This is a genomic window from Noviherbaspirillum sedimenti (genome assembly GCF_003590835.1).
GTDB classification, from domain to species: Bacteria; Pseudomonadota; Gammaproteobacteria; order Burkholderiales; family Burkholderiaceae_D; genus Paucimonas; species Paucimonas sedimenti.
Genome location: NZ_QYUQ01000002.1, coordinates 4,375,264 through 4,391,636, shown reverse-complemented (window position 1 = coordinate 4,391,636; position 16,373 = coordinate 4,375,264). Strand labels below are relative to the sequence as shown.

Below are 16,373 nucleotides of genomic sequence, written 5' to 3'. Positions count from 1 at the left end.
ACATTTAATGGCCGGATCAATAAATCAAGTCATCAGCCATCCGCCGGCGACGTCGATTACCTGGCCAGTGACAAAATTGGCGTCCGGCGAAGTAAGGTAGCAGCAGACATCCGCAACCTCGCTCGGCTCGCCAAGACGGCGCAGCGGCGTGTCGTTGATCACGCCAAGGTTGGCTTCCTCGGACACGGTGCGCACCAGGGGCGTGGCGATGCGGCCCGGCGCCAGGGCATTCACCGTGATGCCATAGGGGCCGAGCTCGCCCGCCAGATGCCGGGTAAAACCGATCAATGCGGCCTTGGTTGTACTGTAGTGGGCCGCGACGATATCGCCAAGATAAGCCTTGCCTGCTACCGAGGACATCGAAACAATCCGGCCATATTTACGCTCGATCATTCCGCCGGTAACCAGGCGGGAAAAATTGAAAGCCCCGTTCAGGTTGACGCCGACAACCTGGAGCCACTCCTTTGGATCCATCATATGGATCGGCATGGGGCGGCCGTCATGTTTGGGCGAAATGCCGGCGTTATTCACGAGAATATCGACAGGCCCCAGCACCTGTTCGATCTCGCGACAGGCGTTGGCGCATGCATCAAAATCGGCAACATCGGCGGCGACGAAGTGCACGCGTCCGCCTTTTTCAGAAAGTCGGCGCGCCTGCTGCTGTCCCAGCTCCTGGTTGTAGTCGACAATCGCGACCGCCGCGCCTTCCGCGAGATAGCGATCGACGATGGCGGCCCCGATCCCGCCGCTTCCGCCCGTCACCAGGGCGATTTTCTTATTGTGCCGCATCGCGGTCTCCTTTCACTGCAAGCATGATTTTTCCTATATGTTGGCTGCTTTCCATCAACGCATGTGCTTCTCCTGCCTGTTCAAAGGAGAATACAGAATCGATGACGGGAAGGCACTTGCCCGCCGCCAGCAATGGCCAGACATTGGCCTTGAGATTGCGGGCGATTTCCGCCTTTTGCTGGTCGGTGCGCCCTCTCAGGGTCGAACCGGTCAGGGTCAGTCGCTTGCGCATCAGCGGCGTCGCGTCGAATGAGAAATGGCTCCCCATCAGGAACGAAATCTGCAACAGACACCCCTCCACAGCCAGGCACTGGATATTCCGCTCGACATAGGGCGTGCCCACCATATCCAGAACGATATCCACGCCGCGTCCATCGGTTTCGCGCAGGATGGCTTCGACAAAATCCTCCTCACGGTAATTGAAGGCCGCGCTTGCTCCGGCTGCCAGGCAAGCCTCCAGCTTTTTCGCACTGCCCGCTGTTGTAAAGACTTTTGCGCCGAAGGCATGCGCCAGCTGGATCGCCGTCAGGCCGATGCCGCTGGAGCCGCCGTGAACGAGGATAGACATCCCGTCCTGCAATTGCGCGCGGTCGAATACATTGGCCCAGACGGTGAAATAGTTTTCCGGGAGCGCTGCTGCCTGCAACAGGGTCAAACCGGCAGGAATCGGCAGGCAATGCCGCCCGTCCACCAGGCAGAACTCGGCATATCCGCCTCCCGGCGTCAGCGCGCACACTTGATCGCCGACCTTCCTGTTAGACACCCCCGGGCCAAGCGCGGCAATGGTTCCCGAGACCTCCAGTCCCAGATAGGGCGAGGCGCCAGGCGGCGGTGGATAGCTGCCCGAACGCTGCTGGATGTCGGGCCGGTTGACGCCGGCATAGTGCACCTCGATCAATACCTCCCCCGCTCCCGGGCTCGGCCGATCGTCCTCCGAAATACGCAAGACGTCGATGCCGCCGCCTGCGCCATGTGTTATCCGCTTCACTGCTGTATTCCCCTTTTATGCTGGATTAACCGGCTACATGCCCAGATAGGCTTTGCGCACGTGGTCGCTCCTGAGCAGTTCCTGCCCGGTGCCAGTAAGCGAGATTTCGCCGTTTTCAAGGACGTAGCCGCGATCGGCCAGTTGCAGCGTATGAAACACATTCTGCTCGACGAGCAGCACGGTAATTCCGCGTGCGGCGATCTTTTCAACGACTTCAAACATCGTTTCGACCAGCAGGGGCGACAAGCCCAGCGAAGGTTCGTCGAAGATGATCAGCTTCGGCGCAGCCATCATCCCGCGCGCAATCGCCACCATCTGCTGTTCGCCGCCCGAAAGCGAGCCGGCATACTGATCCAGGCGCTCGGCGACGCGCGGGAACATTTGCAGCACTTCGTCTAAACGCTCATCGAAACCGGCACGCGCAGATTTCTTGTAGGACCCCATCAACAGGTTGTCCTTGACGGTCAGGAACGGAAACAGCTGCCGCCCTTCCGGAATCATTGTCAAGCCGCGCTCCACAATCTCGGCAGACGAGCGGTTGGTAATGTCGGCGCCATCGAAACTGATCGTGCCGGCCAAGGCGGGAACCGCCCCGCAAAGCGCCCGCAGCGTGGTGCTTTTGCCCGCACCATTGACGCCGACGATGGTGACCACTTCGCCCGGATGGACATCGAATGAAATACCGCGCAATACCTCGCTCTTGCCGTAGCCTGCCCGTAAATCACGCACGTTGAGCATGTTCATACCCTTTCCCGAGATAGGCCTGGATGACCTCGGTGTTTTTGACGACTTCTTCAGGAAGTCCGCTGGTCAGGACCTGGCCGGTGTTGATCACCAGGACCCGGTCGGAAAGCGCCATGGTTGCCTGCATCAGGTGTTCGATCAGCAGCACCGAGACGCCGGAGTCGCGAATCTTGCGCACCATCAGGATCGCCTTGTCGACATCGGATGGATTCAGGCCTGCCATGACTTCATCCAGCAGCAGGATCTTGGGACGGGTTGCCAGCGCCCGTGCGACTTCCAGCCGTTTCAGGCCGCCCACCGTCATGTTCTTGGCCTCGGTATCCAGCAGCAAAGTCAGCTCGGTAATCTCGGCCACTTCACGGGCGATCTGCTCGGCCTCCAGCCGATTGCGGGTATGAAGGAAGGCGCCGAGCATGATGTTTTCCAGGACGCTGAGACCGGAAAACGGCTGGGCGATCTGGAAAGTCCGGCCGACACCCGCCCTGGCGAACTCATTCGGCGAGCCCGGCTGCACCCAGTTACCCTGGTTGTCCATGATCTGGACCGTGCCGCTGTCGGGCCGGATAAACCCGGATAGCTGGTTGAACACAGTAGTCTTGCCAGCGCCGTTCGGACCGATGACGCCGAGAATTTCTCCGGAATGCAGGGTCAGCGAAACGTCATCGGTTGCCTTCAGACCGCCAAAGCGCTTATTCAGATTGGCGGCCTGCAGGATAGGCTGGCCGACCGGCGGACGCTGGACCTTGTGCGCCTGGACCGCAACCTTGTGCTCGCGGCGCGGACCGAGATAGGGCAAGCGGTCCACCCGGTTCCGGATGCGCAGGCCGAACTGACCCACGATCCCCTTCGGCATGGTGAGCACGACGACGACCAGGATGACGCCATAGATGAAGCCATGCGTGCCGCTGCCCAGGCTGCTGAGCCAGCCGCGCGCAAGTTCCGCGATCGGCAGCACGAGCACGGTGCCAGCCAGCGGGCCGCCGATGCTGCCGAGGCCGCCGATGAGGGAGAACATGGCGATCTGGATCGACAGGTCGAGCGAGAACGCCGCGGACGGTTCGATGAAAGTCAGGTACATCGCATGGAAGGTGCCGACCAGGCTGGTCAGGACGCCGGACAGCACGGCGATCAGGATCTTGACCCGGACCGTGTTCACCCCGACCGCCTGCGCCGCATCCTCGCGCTCGCGGACCGCCAGGAGATAGAAGCCCAGCCTGGATTGGCGGATGTACCACGACACCCAGAGGGTCATCATCAGGAAGCCGAAAGCGACCAGGAGATAAGATGTCTTCTCGCGGAAAATCATCCACTTGAAGCCGATGTTCAGCGGCACGCTCAGGCCCGCCGAACCGCCGGTCCAGCTTCCCTGATGAATCACCAGCAGCTTGACCACTTCAAGCACGGCGATCGTCACCAGGGCGAAGAATGGACCGCGCAGGCGCATCGTCGGGTAACTCATCAGCAGCGCCAGCACAGCCGACACTGCCGCGCCCGCGAACATGCCGATCCAGGGCGAAACCCCGTAATGGATGGTCAGCAGTACCGCGGCATAGCTGCCGGCGCCATAGAAAACAGCATGCCCCAGCGACAGCTGTCCGGCGAAGCCGCCGACCAGGTTCCAGGCGGTCGACAAGGCACCGTAGATGCAGATCAGCACGAACAGGTGATACACGAAAGGAGAATTGAAGCCCAGCGGAACCAGGATCAGCAGCGACAGGCACAGCAGGCTGACGTAGGTCCGCGGATGACGCAGATTCGGGATCATGGTGCGTACTCCGTTTATTCAGATCCTCGCCCCAGGCCGAACAGGCCGGTCGGACGAACGATCAGAATGAAGATGAAGATGATGAAGTAGACGACTTCCTTGAGATCGGGCGCGATGTAATAACCCGCAAGGCTATCGACCAGGCCGATCAGCAAGGCGCCGACCAAAGCCCCGTAAAGGTTACCCATGCCGCCGAGCACGACCACAACGAACGCAGTCAGGGTGAAATAGCTGCCGACTGTCGGGAACACCGGATATTGCGTTGACAGCAATGCGGCGGCCAGACCGACGCAGGCGGCGCCCAAGCCGAACGCATACACATACATGCGGTCGACATTGACCCCCATGAGCGATGCCGCATAGCGATGCTGAGACACGGCGCGGAAAGCGCGGCCGGTATAGGTGTTACCCAGGAACCAGTGCAGTGCGCCAACCAGGACGATGGCAACCAGGAAGGTAAGCAGCTGGCCGCTCACAATGGTGAATTCGCCAAACTGGAAACTGCCGCTGCCGATTGCCGTCTGGACCCGCACCACATTGGCGCCGAAGACGAGCAAGCCCAGGTTGAGCAGCGCAGTCGACACGCCGACGGTGGCGAAGATCTGGATGTGCGGATCCGCCTTCAGCAGCGGCTGGATGATGAAGCGCTGCAGCAGCGCCCCGACCGCAAACAACAGCAGCGCAACCGGCAAGGCGGAAAGGTAAGGATGCAAGCCCAGATGGGTAGCAGCCAGATAAACGGCGTACATGCCGATCATCAGAAGTTCACCATGCGCAAAGTTAACCACGCGCACGACACCAAAAATCAGCGTCAGACCGATGCTGATGATGGCGTAAGCGCCGCCCAGCAGCAGGCCGTTCAAGACGAGCTGGAAGAAAATTTCCATATTTACCCCTTGATTCGCCGCGCTACCCGGCTAGCGGGACGCGCGGCGAAAGCAGATCAGGACAGGATTAGCGGCCGACCACCGGCTCGGCCACGGCGGCCGCTTTCGGGTAAACGGTCATCAGCTTGCCGTTTTGCCACTGCATGAGGTTGGCCCTGGCCAGCTTGTTCTGGCCATCCTCGCCGAATTCGAAACCCCATCCGGCGGGAGTCGTGCCGGCATTCTTCTTGTAGGCCAGGACTGCGGCACGGATCTTGTCCTTGTCGGTGGAACCGGCTGTGGCAAGCACGTCCAGGAATGCCTTCGCGCCGGTATAGTTGGCCAGGCTGTGGCCGGAACGCGGCGCGCTGCCATAGCGCTTCTGGTACAGGGCGACAAACTTGGACAGGCCAGGGGCGCCATCCTCGCGGGTTTCATACTGGGTAAAGTCGGCGCTGAACGCACCGTTCAGAGTGTCACCCAGTGCCGCGGCGGTGTCGGCCATCGAGTAACCGCCACCGGCGCCGATCGCTGCCTTGGGCTTATAGCCGGCAGCCTTGGCCTGGCTAAAGAAGAGGATGGTGTCGTTCTGGTACGAGGTCTGCAGCACGACATCAGCCTTCGCGCCCTTCAGGCGCAGGATCAGCGAAGACAAGTCGACGGATTTTGCCGAGTAGGGCAGCGTTTCGACGATATTCAAGCCTTGCTTGGCGGCGAATTCCTTTTGAAAACCGGCGATGGTGGTGCCGTACAGACTGTCTTCATGAATGATCGCAATGCGCAGCGACTTCGGATCCACCTTCAAGGCCGGGGCAACGACATGCTTCACACCGTCCAGCATGGCTTCGGCAAAGGACTTGGCAGTCGGATTGCTGCGAAAAACGTATTTGTAGCCGCGCCCCGTGACCGGATCGGATACCGCCCCCAATTCGAAATAGGGAATGCCCGCCAGTTCGGTCACCTGGGTTGCAGCAAACGCCAGCGCCGAGGAATAGCTACCGAACACAGCCGACACGCCCTCCACCGACGTCAGGCGACGGGCTTCGCCGACAGCCTGGTTGGCGTCAACCGCATCCGCCTTGACCAGGACGATCTTCTGCCCGCCAACGCCACCGGCAGCGTTGCGTTCTTCGATCGCGAGTTCGAGACCGCGGAAACTTTCGTTGCCCAGCAAGGCCAAACCGCCGCTAAAGGGATACAGCGCGCCAACTTTCAAGTCAGCCGCGCAAACAGAACCGGCCGAGGCCAGCGACACGCCCAATCCCACAGCCAGGGACAGGCACTTCCGAGTGAATTTATTCATGTATGTCTCCTCTTTTTAATTTGAAGATACTTATGTATACAAGCAAAATGAAGCGCTTTATTATTGATGGAGACCTTGCATCTCCATGTATGGAAAGATTAGCATACATTTTTTTGAAGCGCTTCATTTTACAAGAATTTATTTGTTTGCCGCCTGCCGGCTATTCCGTATATCCTCGCGACCACAGCGATTTGCACGCCATCCGGAGTCAGTCATGAACAAACCCCAAAACCTAGCCCGACTGGAAGACGTTGCCAAACTGGCCGGCGTCTCGCTCGGCAGCGCCTCGCGCGCCCTGTCAGTCCCCAACCAGGTGAAGCCGAAAACGCTTGCCAAGGTCATGACCGCCGTATCCCAGCTGGGTTATGTTCGAAACGGCGCCGCCAGGGCGCTTGCGTCACGGAAAACGGGTTCCATCGCCGTGATCTATCCGACGCTGAAGAACCCCATGTTTGCCAATTCGATCGACTCCCTTCAGCAGACTTTGGCCGAGCTCGGATATCAGCTCATCATAGGCAGCCATGAATACAACCCCGAGGGCGAGCTCAGCGTCGTGCGCGCCATTGTCGAGCGCAGCATCGATGGCATCATTCTGATCGGCGCGGATCACGATGATGGTATTTTCAATCTGATTCGCCAGCGGAACCTTCCTTACGTCCTCACCTGGTCGGTCGATGAAACGGATTACCAGCACAAGGTCGGGTTCTCGAACCATTTCGCGGCATACGAGATGGCTTGCCGGGTTGTTGCAAAAGGGCACAAGCACATTGCCTATTGCGGCGGCCCGACCATGCACAATGAGCGCTCCAGGGCCCGCCTGTCCGGCACTCTTGCGGGCCTGAAGGAAGCCGGTCTGGATATCCCTGTGGAGTGGATCATCGAAGCGCCGTTTTCAATCGAAGGCGGCGAATATGCGATAGACAAACTCTGGCAAGGAAAGTACCACCCGACCGCACTCATATGCGGAACCGACCTTCACGCAATCGGCGCCGTTCATGAATGCGCCCGGCGCGGCATCGATGTGCCGGCGTCACTATCCATCACCGGCTTTGACGACATCGATTTCGCCCGCATCACCACGCCGCCGCTGACGACTGTTCGCGTGCCGATTAACGAAATTGGCGTACGCACCGCGAAAAAGATCGTCGCCCTGATCGAAAACCAGGAGATGACCGAGGACGAGCGCCTGACAACGGAAATCATCGAAAGAGGCAGCCTGGCGCCGCCCCCGCCACATAAGTGATATAGCTGGAGGCGACGCGCGCGCCGCCCCTCCCCCCATCATCTCGCCCTACCATCCTCCAGGATCAGGTCCGCCGCCTTTTCGGCGACCATCATGACTGCGGCTTGCGTATTGCCGGACACCATCTTCGGCATCACCGAAGCATCGGCCACCCGCAAGCCCGTCAAGCCTTGCAGCCTGAGCCGAAGATCGACGACGGCGGCATCGTCCTTGCCCATGCGGCAGGTGCCAATCGGATGATAAATCGTTTGCCCGTTCGCGCGTGCGAACGCCAGCCAATCCTCGTCCCGCTGCACCGCGGCGCCGGGGCTCGTCTCGGATTCAACGTAAGGCATCATGGCTGGCCGTTCGACGATCCGCCGGGCGATCTGCATCGAGCGCACGATGCACTGCCGATCGACCTCGGCAGCCAGGAAATTGGGGCGAATCGAAGGCCCGGCGAGCGGATCGGCGGAACGGATATGAATGCTGCCGACCGACTCCGGCCGCAACTGCGCCACGCCTATCGTCATGCCGGGATGGCGATCCAGTTTGCGCTCGGCGGCATTCGCATAGCTCGCATGAACGAAAAAATACTGTGCATCCGGCGTGGCCAGCGCCGGGTCCGTTTTAACGAAACCATGGACCAGGCCTGTGCCCAGGGTCAGGATGCCCCTCTTGCGGGCATAGTACTCGGCGACGGCCCGCATGAGCCGCCAACCGCGGGACAATTCATTGAGGGTGAGCGTGTCCTTGACCCGCCAGTTCATGCGCGTCGCAAAATGGTCGATGTAGTTTTCACCAACGCCCGGCAAGGCATGCGTCACCGCGATTCCGAGGGATTGCAACAGTGCCGGGTTGCCGATTCCGGACAGCTCGAGAATCTGCGGCGTCTGTATGGCGCCGGCTGCCATGATCACTTCAATATTCGCCTTGACCGAAAATTCCGCGCCCCCCTTGCGGTACGTGACACCGACGCAGCGCCGTCCCTTCAGGTCCAGACGAAGAACATGGGCATGCGTTTCGATCGTCAGATTTTTCCGATTCCTGGCAGGGTTCAGGTAAGCGTCAACGACACTCCAGCGACGCCCCTTGTTTTGATTGACCTGATAATAACCAAATCCATCCTGACGTCCCGCGTTGTAGTCTTCATTGTAGGGATGCCCATCCTCATGCGCAGCCTGCAAGAACGCGTCGGATACCGGAAAACGCTCACGGACCTGTTCAAGGTACATCGGACCTTGGCGGCCGCGCCGGTCATTACCGGGCGAATAGTTTTCAAGTTTCTTGAAATACGGCTCGACATCCTTGAATCCCCAGCCTTGCGCCCCGGATTTTTCCCAGCAATCGTAATCCTCAGGTTGTCCGCGCGCGTAGATCATGCCGTTGATCAGGGTTGATCCGCCCAAGCCTTTGCCACGGGGGACCGCAATGACACGCCCCTGCGTATTCGCCTCGGGTTCGGTCTGAAAGCGCCAGTTGTACCTGGGATTGACCAGCAGCTTGGTAAAGCCGGCTGGAATATTGATCCACATGCTTTTCGCCTCGCCGCCCGCCTCCAACATCAGGACGCGATGTTTGCCTGACGCGCTAAGACGATTGGCAAGTATGCATCCAGCCGTACCGCCGCCGACAATGATGTAATCGAAGTTGCTCATTATTTTTTACTTGGCTATCAAGAATGCGGGAAGCACTTTTCCCGGATTTAATAAATTTCTGGGATCGAGCGCACGCTTGACCCGAACCGCCAGCTTCAGCTCGGGTTCGGAGCGGCAACGTACGAGTTCGCCGACCCGGTACTGGCCGATGCCGTGTTCGGCGGAGATGCTGCCGCCGTACTGGACAACCAGATCATGCACCAGCCGGTTGAGCGCAAGCGCATCGGTCTCCGGCGGCACAATTACATTAAAGTGCATGTTGCCGTCGCCGGCGTGGCCGAAGGCATTCACGCGCACATTCGGGAACGCGCGCTCGACCGCCTCGCTGGCAACCTGCAGGAATGACGGAATGCTGGAAATCGGCACGGAAACATCATGCTTCACCGAGCGTCCGGCGCGGGATTCGCATTCGGTGATGGACTCGCGAATGCTCCACAGCTCCATCTCCTGCCGTTCGGACTCGGCGATCACGCCATCGCTCGCCTCTTCACGCTCGAACACCTTCTCGAAAAGCTGCTCGACGCCTTCGCGCAAGCCCCCCAGCGATGAAGTGGCTTCGAGCAGCACGTACCAGGGCGCTGCGCCGACCGGCAAGGCGATGCCCAGGTGGCGCACGACCAGATCGACCGACGGCCCCGACATCAATTCGAATGCGTTCAGTGCCTCGCCGATTTCCTGGCGCGCCGCCCGCAACACTTTCAAGGCATCCTCGGGCGAATCGACCGCGATGAAGGCCGTGGCCTTGTGACGCGGCATGGGGGCCAGCTGGAGCACCGCCGCGGTAATAATCCCGAGCGTGCCTTCGGTACCGATGAAGAGCTGTTTCCAGTCGTATCCGGCATTATCCTTGCGTAGTTGACGCAGCCCATTGACGATCTCGCCTTCCGCGGTCACCACTTCCAGCCCCAGCACCCGCCCGCGCGCCATGCCGTAGCGGAGCACATTGGTGCCGCCTGCATTGGTTGACAGGATGCCGCCGATCTTGGCTGAACCTTCCGCGGCGAGGCTGATCGGCAACAGCATGCCGCTCTCGGCGGCGGCCTCCTGGGCCACCTGCAGGATGCAGCCGGCTTCGACTTCCATCGTCTCGCCGATGCCATCGATGCTGCGGATCGCGGCCATGCGCGACAACGAGAGAATGACCTGCTGACCGCTGTCGTCCGGCGTGGCGCCGCCGGAAAGACCGGTGTTGCCGCCGTGGGGAACCAGAGGCACATTTTCCGCCGCACACAGCCTGACGACCGCCGCGACCTGCGCTGTGGCCTGCGGCAGCACGACACACATCGCCTTTCCCTTGAAGACGCCGCGCCAGTCCGTGCAATAGTGTTCAAGATCCGCTGGATCGGTAATCACGCCGCGATCACCGACGATCTCAAGAAAACGCTCGATCAGAATATCCGGATTCATTCGTATCTTCCCTTCAGCCACATTGTTTTCCCGAGCCGCTCATAAAAGCCGCCATCAATTCGATCTGGCACGCCAGCATGGGGGCGCCGAAATGGATGCGGCAGCCTTTTTCCCTGGCGGCCGCCAGCAACGGCGTCTCCGCCGGTTGCATGATGATTTCGGCGACAGTCTGGGAAAAATCGAGACGGCTGGCGTCGCAAGGAAGCGCATCCTCTGGCCGCAATCCCAGGGAAGTGCCATTGACCACCAGATCATGGCCGGCAGGGTCATCCGTGCCGACCGAAGAAGAAAGCCCCGGATACGCCGAAACGATGCGATCGAGCAAATCCCGTGCTTTCGATTGCGTGCGGTTGGCGACAGTCAGATGCCTGACACCCGCGTCCGCCAGGGCAAAGGCGATCGCATTTGCCGCCCCGCCCGCCCCAGCCAGATAAACGCTCTTGCCGGCGGGGTCGATGCCTTCCCGCTTCAGGCCAGCGACGAAGCCCTGGCCATCCAGGATGTCGCCGTGCAAACGGCCGTCCTTGTCGCGTCGCACGACATTGACTGCGCCGATGCGTTCTGCCGCCGGGGTCAGCTCGTCGCACAAGGCGACGATTGACGTCTTGTGCGGCACGGTCACAACGAAGCCATCCAGATTTTTCATGGCCCGCAGGCCCGCCACGGCATTGCTCAAACCTTCCGGGCTTACATGTATCGGCACCATCACCGAGTCCGCGCCCTGCTCCTGAAACAGCCGATTGATCGCCTGCGGCGTTTTAACGTGATGGATGGGGTCGGCAATGATGGCGTACAGCCGCGTTGCTCCAGTAATCTCTCTCATGATCTCAAGCCAGAGTGTAGGAAGTTTTCACAGACGTATAGAATTCGCGTGCATAGGCGCCTTGCTCCCTGGCGCCATAGCTGGACCCTTTGCGTCCGCCGAATGGCGCGTGATAGTCGACACCCGCCGTGGGCAGGTTCACCATGACCATGCCCGCGCTGGAAGAGCGCCTGAAGTCGCTCGCGTATTTCAGGGAGGTGGTGCAAATCCCGGAAGAAAGGCCGAACTCGGTATCGTTTGCGGTGGCAAGCGCCTGCTCGTAATCGCCAACCTTGATGACGGTCGCGACCGGCCCGAACACTTCTTCACGATTGATCTTCATGTGGTTACGGGTTTCTGTAAACAGTGCTGGAGACAGGTAGTAGCCCGGCGTTTCGCGCTGCAGGACTTCGCCGCCGAAGGCGAGAACGCAACCGTCGGCACGGGCGGATTCAATGTAGGCGATATCCTGATCCAGCTGGTCCCGGGACGCCACCGGCCCCATCTCGGTATCCGAATGCAAGGCATTGCCGACTTTCAGACGCGACAGCCGCTCGATCATCGCTGCCACGAAGTCATCGTGAATTCCAGCCTGCACGATCAACCTGCTCGAAGCGGTGCAGCGCTGCCCGGACGAGAAAAAGGAACCGCTCAAGGCAACCGATACGGCGACATCGATATCGGCATCATCGAGAATGACCAGCGGATTTTTGCCGCCCATCTCAAGCTGGACTTTCGCACCACGCGTCATGCATTCGATGCCGATGCGACGGCCGGTCCCGGTGGAACCGGTAAAGCTGACGGCACGAACCTTGGGCGATTTCACGATCGTATCCCCCACTTGCGAGCCGGGTCCCATCACAAGGTTGAAAACGCCCGCAGGCAAATTGCCGGCACGAGCGATGATCTCACTGAGCGCCCAGGCGCTCCCTGGCACCAGGTCGGCGGGCTTGAACACCACCGCATTCCCATAGGCCAGCGCCGGTGCGATTTTCCAGGCAGGAATGGCAATCGGAAAATTCCACGGCGTGATGATCCCGACGACCCCTTCGGGCTCCCTGACGACATCCACCTCGACGCCCTGGCGAATGCCCGGCAGCTTTTCTCCCCCCAGGCGCAGCGCTTCGCCGGCAAAAAACTTGAAAACTCGCCCGGCGCGGACCACTTCGCCTATGCCTTCGGCAAGCGTTTTTCCCTCCTCGCGAGACAGCAAGCGACCGAGCTCTTCTCGCCGGACCAATAGCTCGCTACCGATGCGATCCATGGCGTCGGCGCGATCCTCCGCCGTCAGCTTGCGCCAGACCCACTGAGCCTCGAAGGCCGCATCCACCGCCATGGTAGTCTGCCGTGCATCCGCCCTGGCGTATTCACCAACGATGTCGTTGGTATCCGAAGGATTGACATTGCAATTGGCGGCGACGCCATCAATCCATTCACCAGCAATATAATTTTTAAACATGGGGACACCACCTGTATTTGAAGCGCTTCAATATTAAATATTCGCCTAATTTACAAAACAAATTAAAATATGTAAAGATAAATTTGAAGCGCTTCATTTTTTCGCAAAATGGTGGCCAATTAAGCAAGCGATAGACGCGATGCCTAGTCCAACTAACTACTTTCATCCAGCCCGTATTTTTTGATCTTGTCGTGCAGCGTCGTCTTGGCCACGGCCAGCGCTTCGGCAGTGCGGGCGAGGCTGCCATGGCGGCGCAGGGCATCGGCGATCAATGCGCGCTCAAAAGCCTCGACCGTCTCGGCGAGCGGTGTCGGGCCGTCGGTTTGCGGCTGGCCGAAAGGGGGAGAGCCGCTCTCGATGCCGAGGACGCAGCGGTCAGCGACATTGCGCAGTTCGCGGATGTTGCCCGGCCAGCCATAGCCGACCAGTTGGCTGATGCGGCCGGGCGTCATTTCTGGAACCTGGCGTTGATGGCGGGCCGCGCTTTGAAGTATAAAATGTTCGAAAAGCAGCGGAATATCTTCGCGCCGTTCGCGTAGTGGCGGCAGATCCAGCGTGGCCACGCTGAGCCGGTAATAGAGATCGCTGCGGAAGCCGCCCTTGGCGGCAAGCTCGACCAGGTCGGTTTTGGTCGCGGCAATGACGCGGCAGTCGATGGGAATCGGCGTGTTGGAACCAAGACGTTCCAGCGTGCGTTCCTGCAACACGCGCAGCAGCTTGACCTGCATGGCGAGCGGCATGCTCTCGATTTCGTCGAGGAACAGGGTGCCGCCGTTGGCGTGTTCGATCTTGCCGATGCGTTTTTTTGCGGCGCCCGTGTAAGCCCCGGCTTCGTGGCCGAAAATCTCGCTTTCGAACAGGGTTTCCGGCAACCCGCCGCAATTGATGGCAACGAAGTTGCCGTGCCGGCGCGCACTGGCCTCATGCAGGCAGCGCGCGACCAGCTCCTTGCCGGTGCCGGTTTCGCCATGAATCAACACGTCGGCGGCACTGTTGGCCAGGCCGGCCACCATGCTGCGGACTTTTTGCATGGATAGCGAACGGCCGATCAACCGGCCTTCGAGCTGATCGCGCTGCTCGAGCTGGCGGCGCAGATCGCGCACTTCCAGAACGAGACTGCGCTTTTCCAGCGCCCGGCGCACCACTTCGACCAGGTATTCCGGGGCGAACGGCTTCTGGATGAAGTCGTGCGCGCCATCCTTCATCGCCTGCACAGCCATCGAGATATCGCCATGGCCAGTGATCAGCACCACGGGCAATTCCGGGTCGATGCCCAGGATTTCACGCAAAAAACTCATGCCGTCCATTTTCGGCAGCCGGATGTCGCTGATGACGATGCCGCGGAAATCGGGACCCAGCCGGCGACGGGCCTGCTCGGCGCTGCCGACGCATTCGGCGGCGATGCCTTCGAGCTGCAGGGCTTGCTCACAGCCAAGCGCGACATCCGGGTCGTCTTCAATGATCAGTACTTTCAAGGCTTCAGTCATTGTGTTCGTTCTCGTCACAGAGGGGGATTTCCAGGGTAAATATGGCGCCGCCCTCGGGATGGTTGGCGCCAGCCAGGGTGCCGCCGAAATCGCGAATGATGCCGGCGGAAATAGTCAGGCCAAGACCCAGGCCCACACCGGCCTGCTTGGTGGTGAAAAACGGTTCGAACAGGTGCTGGATGGCGTCGTCGTCCAGTCCTGGCCCGTAATCGCGCACCGTCAGGCGCGCCTGGCGGCCGATGCGTTCGCAGCCGATGTCGATGCAAGGCGCGTCCTGGCCTTCCATGGCGTCCAGGGCATTGCCGATCAGGTTGATCAGCACTTGTTCCAGCCGGTTGACGTCGCACAGGGCGACCGGCTCGGGCAGCGGGCAGCTGCGGCGCACCTCGGCATTGGCCTGAATCAGGCGCGCTTCGAGCAGCGCCAGCGCATTGTCGATGGCGCGGCACAGCGGCACCGCCTGCAACTGGCCGCTGGATTTGCGCGCAAAGTTGCGCAACTGGCCGGTGATGCGCCCCATGCGATCGACCAATTGGGCAATGCGTTCCAGATTGGTGCGGGTGGTAGCAAGGTCGCCGCGATCGAGGAAGCGCACGCTGTTGCCGGAGAGCGTGCGCAGTGCAGCCAACGGCTGATTGAGCTCATGGGCAATGCCGGTCGATAGCTGGCCGATGACTGCCAGCTTGCCTGCCTGCACCAGTCCGTCCTGGGCGGCACGCAAGGTCCGCTCAGCACGGATGCGCTCGGCAATTTCATCCTGCAACTGCTGGTTGGCAGCCGAGAGATCGGCGGTGCGCTCGTCCACCTTACGCTCCAGCTGGTCGTGCGCTGTCTGCAGCGCTTCGCGCGCGGCCAGGCGGTCTCTCAGGTGACGCCGGCGCTGGTTGGCGATCAGGCCCAGCAGGAAGAGCAACGCGGCGGCGGCGACGGCCACGGCAGCCCGGCTTTGTGCGATATCGTCGACCTGCTCCAGATGCGAGAGTACGGTCAGCGTCCACGGCGTGCCGGGCAGCGCGCGCGATTGCGCCAGGAAGCGCCCGGCCAGCGGGGAGGGCAAAGCCATTCCGGGGCTCTCCCTGGCGATGCTGACGAGCTGTGCGCCGTGCCCGAGTTCGCGCAGCGCTTTCAGGCCGAGCGGCGTCAGGGCGCGGCGGTTGTACTGCCGGGTGCGGTCGAAGGCGCTGCGCGTCGCATCGTCGAGCGGGCGCAGCGTGGTGAATTTCCAGTCGGCGACCGAACTGAGGATGACCACGCCATTCTCGTCGCTCACCAGGGCGGGAGCTTCGACCGTGGTCCATGACTTTTCAAACTGCTCCAGGCTGACCTTGATGACGGCCACGCCCAGCGTCGTGGCATCGTCGGCCAGCGCCGAGGCCAGGTAATAGCCGGGCTCGCCACGCGTGGTGCCGATGCCGAAGAAACGCCCGTTGCTGCTGCCGCTTTCCATCGCCTCGAGGAAATATGGGCGGAAAGCGAGGTCTTCGCCGATGAAGCTGTCGGCGCTGCGCCAGTTGCTGGAGGCGACGACATGACCGGCGGTGTCGATGACGTAGATCGACAGCGTGCCGGCGCGGTCGTTGAGCTGCTCGAGATAGGCGTTGACCTGCGCGGTCAACCTGGCGTCCTTGCCTTGCCTGAGCAGCGCCAGCACATCACGCTCGAGGGCGAGCGTACCGGGTAGAAACGCATATTTGCCGATTTCGCGTTCCAGGCTGGCGGTATACAGGTCGAGCCGGTGCTGGCCTGTTGCCTGCAATTCGGCCAAGCCGAGTTGCAGGGCAAGACGGTGCGCAATGAAGCCGCTCAGCGCCGTCAGGATGAGGAACAGCATCAGGATCGGCAGATAGCGCAGGGGGCGGCTGGGCATGGCGGCGGCGTGGCGG

At 60.8% G+C, this 16,373-nt stretch carries 13 protein-coding genes; 1 reads left to right on the top strand and 12 read right to left on the bottom strand.

The features are described 5' to 3' along the window. Positions 1-24: 24 nt before the first annotated feature. The 6 genes from D3878_RS20365 to D3878_RS20340 form a co-directional block, all read right to left on the bottom strand. Positions 25-789, bottom strand: coding sequence for an SDR family oxidoreductase (locus tag D3878_RS20365; RefSeq protein WP_119787142.1), 765 nt, complete (start codon positions 787-789; stop codon positions 25-27). Next, entirely contained in the window at positions 776-1,777 is a 1,002-nt protein-coding gene (locus D3878_RS20360; protein WP_119787141.1) for an NAD(P)H-quinone oxidoreductase, read from the bottom strand. Before D3878_RS20360 ends, D3878_RS20365 begins: the two co-directional genes overlap by 14 nt. A 33-nt stretch (positions 1,778-1,810) precedes the next feature. Then, on the bottom strand, positions 1,811-2,515 hold the full coding sequence (locus D3878_RS20355; protein ID WP_119788038.1) for an ABC transporter ATP-binding protein: 705 nt from the start codon (positions 2,513-2,515) through the stop codon (positions 1,811-1,813). After that, entirely contained in the window at positions 2,499-4,286 is a 1,788-nt protein-coding gene (locus D3878_RS20350; protein WP_119787140.1) for a branched-chain amino acid ABC transporter ATP-binding protein/permease, read from the bottom strand. Before D3878_RS20350 ends, D3878_RS20355 begins: the two co-directional genes overlap by 17 nt. A gap of 14 nt (positions 4,287-4,300) precedes the next feature. Further along, positions 4,301-5,173, bottom strand: coding sequence for a branched-chain amino acid ABC transporter permease (locus tag D3878_RS20345; RefSeq protein ID WP_119787139.1), 873 nt, complete (start codon positions 5,171-5,173; stop codon positions 4,301-4,303). A 67-nt stretch (positions 5,174-5,240) separates the two neighbouring features. Next, positions 5,241-6,455: an ABC transporter substrate-binding protein gene (locus D3878_RS20340; RefSeq protein WP_119787138.1), complete on the bottom strand. Its 1,215-nt coding sequence runs from the start codon at positions 6,453-6,455 to the stop codon at positions 5,241-5,243. A gap of 214 nt (positions 6,456-6,669) precedes the next feature. Here D3878_RS20340 and D3878_RS20335 point away from each other — a divergent pair, with 214 nt between their 5' ends. Continuing rightward, on the top strand, positions 6,670-7,698 hold the full coding sequence (locus D3878_RS20335) for a LacI family DNA-binding transcriptional regulator (protein ID WP_119787137.1): 1,029 nt from the start codon (positions 6,670-6,672) through the stop codon (positions 7,696-7,698). 38 nt (positions 7,699-7,736) lie between these two features. On the opposite strand, the gene D3878_RS20330 is transcribed toward D3878_RS20335, so the two are convergent. The 6 genes from D3878_RS20330 to D3878_RS20305 all read right to left on the bottom strand — a co-directional run bounded on the left by D3878_RS20330 (position 7,737) and on the right by D3878_RS20305 (position 16,357). After that, positions 7,737-9,335, bottom strand: a complete 1,599-nt coding sequence (locus tag D3878_RS20330) for a GMC family oxidoreductase (RefSeq protein WP_119787136.1) — start codon at positions 9,333-9,335, stop codon at positions 7,737-7,739. A 6-nt stretch (positions 9,336-9,341) separates the two neighbouring features. Further along, positions 9,342-10,742: an FAD-binding oxidoreductase gene (locus tag D3878_RS20325; RefSeq protein WP_119787135.1), complete on the bottom strand. Its 1,401-nt coding sequence runs from the start codon at positions 10,740-10,742 to the stop codon at positions 9,342-9,344. A 13-nt stretch (positions 10,743-10,755) separates the two neighbouring features. Then, the gene (locus D3878_RS20320) at positions 10,756-11,565 is read right to left on the bottom strand and encodes a shikimate dehydrogenase family protein (protein WP_119787134.1); all 810 of its coding nucleotides are present in this window, start codon (positions 11,563-11,565) and stop codon (positions 10,756-10,758) included. A gap of 4 nt (positions 11,566-11,569) precedes the next feature. Then, positions 11,570-13,003, bottom strand: a complete 1,434-nt coding sequence (locus D3878_RS20315) for an aldehyde dehydrogenase family protein (protein WP_119787133.1) — start codon at positions 13,001-13,003, stop codon at positions 11,570-11,572. A 152-nt stretch (positions 13,004-13,155) separates the two neighbouring features. Further along, positions 13,156-14,490 carry a sigma-54-dependent transcriptional regulator gene (locus tag D3878_RS20310; RefSeq protein ID WP_119787132.1) on the bottom strand — a complete coding sequence of 445 codons (1,335 nt, stop codon included), beginning with the start codon at positions 14,488-14,490 and terminating at the stop codon, positions 13,156-13,158. Beyond that, the gene (locus D3878_RS20305; protein ID WP_119787131.1) at positions 14,483-16,357 is read right to left on the bottom strand and encodes a sensor histidine kinase; all 1,875 of its coding nucleotides are present in this window, start codon (positions 16,355-16,357) and stop codon (positions 14,483-14,485) included. Before D3878_RS20305 ends, D3878_RS20310 begins: the two co-directional genes overlap by 8 nt. Positions 16,358-16,373 lie beyond the last annotated feature (16 nt).

Bases quoted from the DNA above. Each gene is read 5' to 3' on its own strand.
- D3878_RS20365 (WP_119787142.1), bottom strand. From the start codon at position 789: ATGCGGCACAATAAGAAAATCGCCCTGGTGACGGGCGGAAGCGGCGGG.
- D3878_RS20355 (WP_119788038.1), bottom strand. From the start codon at position 2,515: ATGCTCAACGTGCGTGATTTACGGGCAGGCTACGGCAAGAGCGAGGTA.
- D3878_RS20350 (WP_119787140.1), bottom strand. From the start codon at position 4,286: ATGATCCCGAATCTGCGTCATCCGCGGACCTACGTCAGCCTGCTGTGC.
- D3878_RS20345 (WP_119787139.1), bottom strand. From the start codon at position 5,173: ATGGAAATTTTCTTCCAGCTCGTCTTGAACGGCCTGCTGCTGGGCGGC.
- D3878_RS20340 (WP_119787138.1), bottom strand. From the start codon at position 6,455: ATGAATAAATTCACTCGGAAGTGCCTGTCCCTGGCTGTGGGATTGGGC.
- D3878_RS20335 (WP_119787137.1), top strand. From the start codon at position 6,670: ATGAACAAACCCCAAAACCTAGCCCGACTGGAAGACGTTGCCAAACTG.
- D3878_RS20330 (WP_119787136.1), bottom strand. From the start codon at position 9,335: ATGAGCAACTTCGATTACATCATTGTCGGCGGCGGTACGGCTGGATGC.
- D3878_RS20325 (WP_119787135.1), bottom strand. From the start codon at position 10,742: ATGAATCCGGATATTCTGATCGAGCGTTTTCTTGAGATCGTCGGTGAT.
- D3878_RS20320 (WP_119787134.1), bottom strand. From the start codon at position 11,565: ATGAGAGAGATTACTGGAGCAACGCGGCTGTACGCCATCATTGCCGAC.
- D3878_RS20315 (WP_119787133.1), bottom strand. From the start codon at position 13,003: ATGTTTAAAAATTATATTGCTGGTGAATGGATTGATGGCGTCGCCGCC.
- D3878_RS20310 (WP_119787132.1), bottom strand. From the start codon at position 14,490: ATGACTGAAGCCTTGAAAGTACTGATCATTGAAGACGACCCGGATGTC.
- D3878_RS20305 (WP_119787131.1), bottom strand. From the start codon at position 16,357: ATGCCCAGCCGCCCCCTGCGCTATCTGCCGATCCTGATGCTGTTCCTC.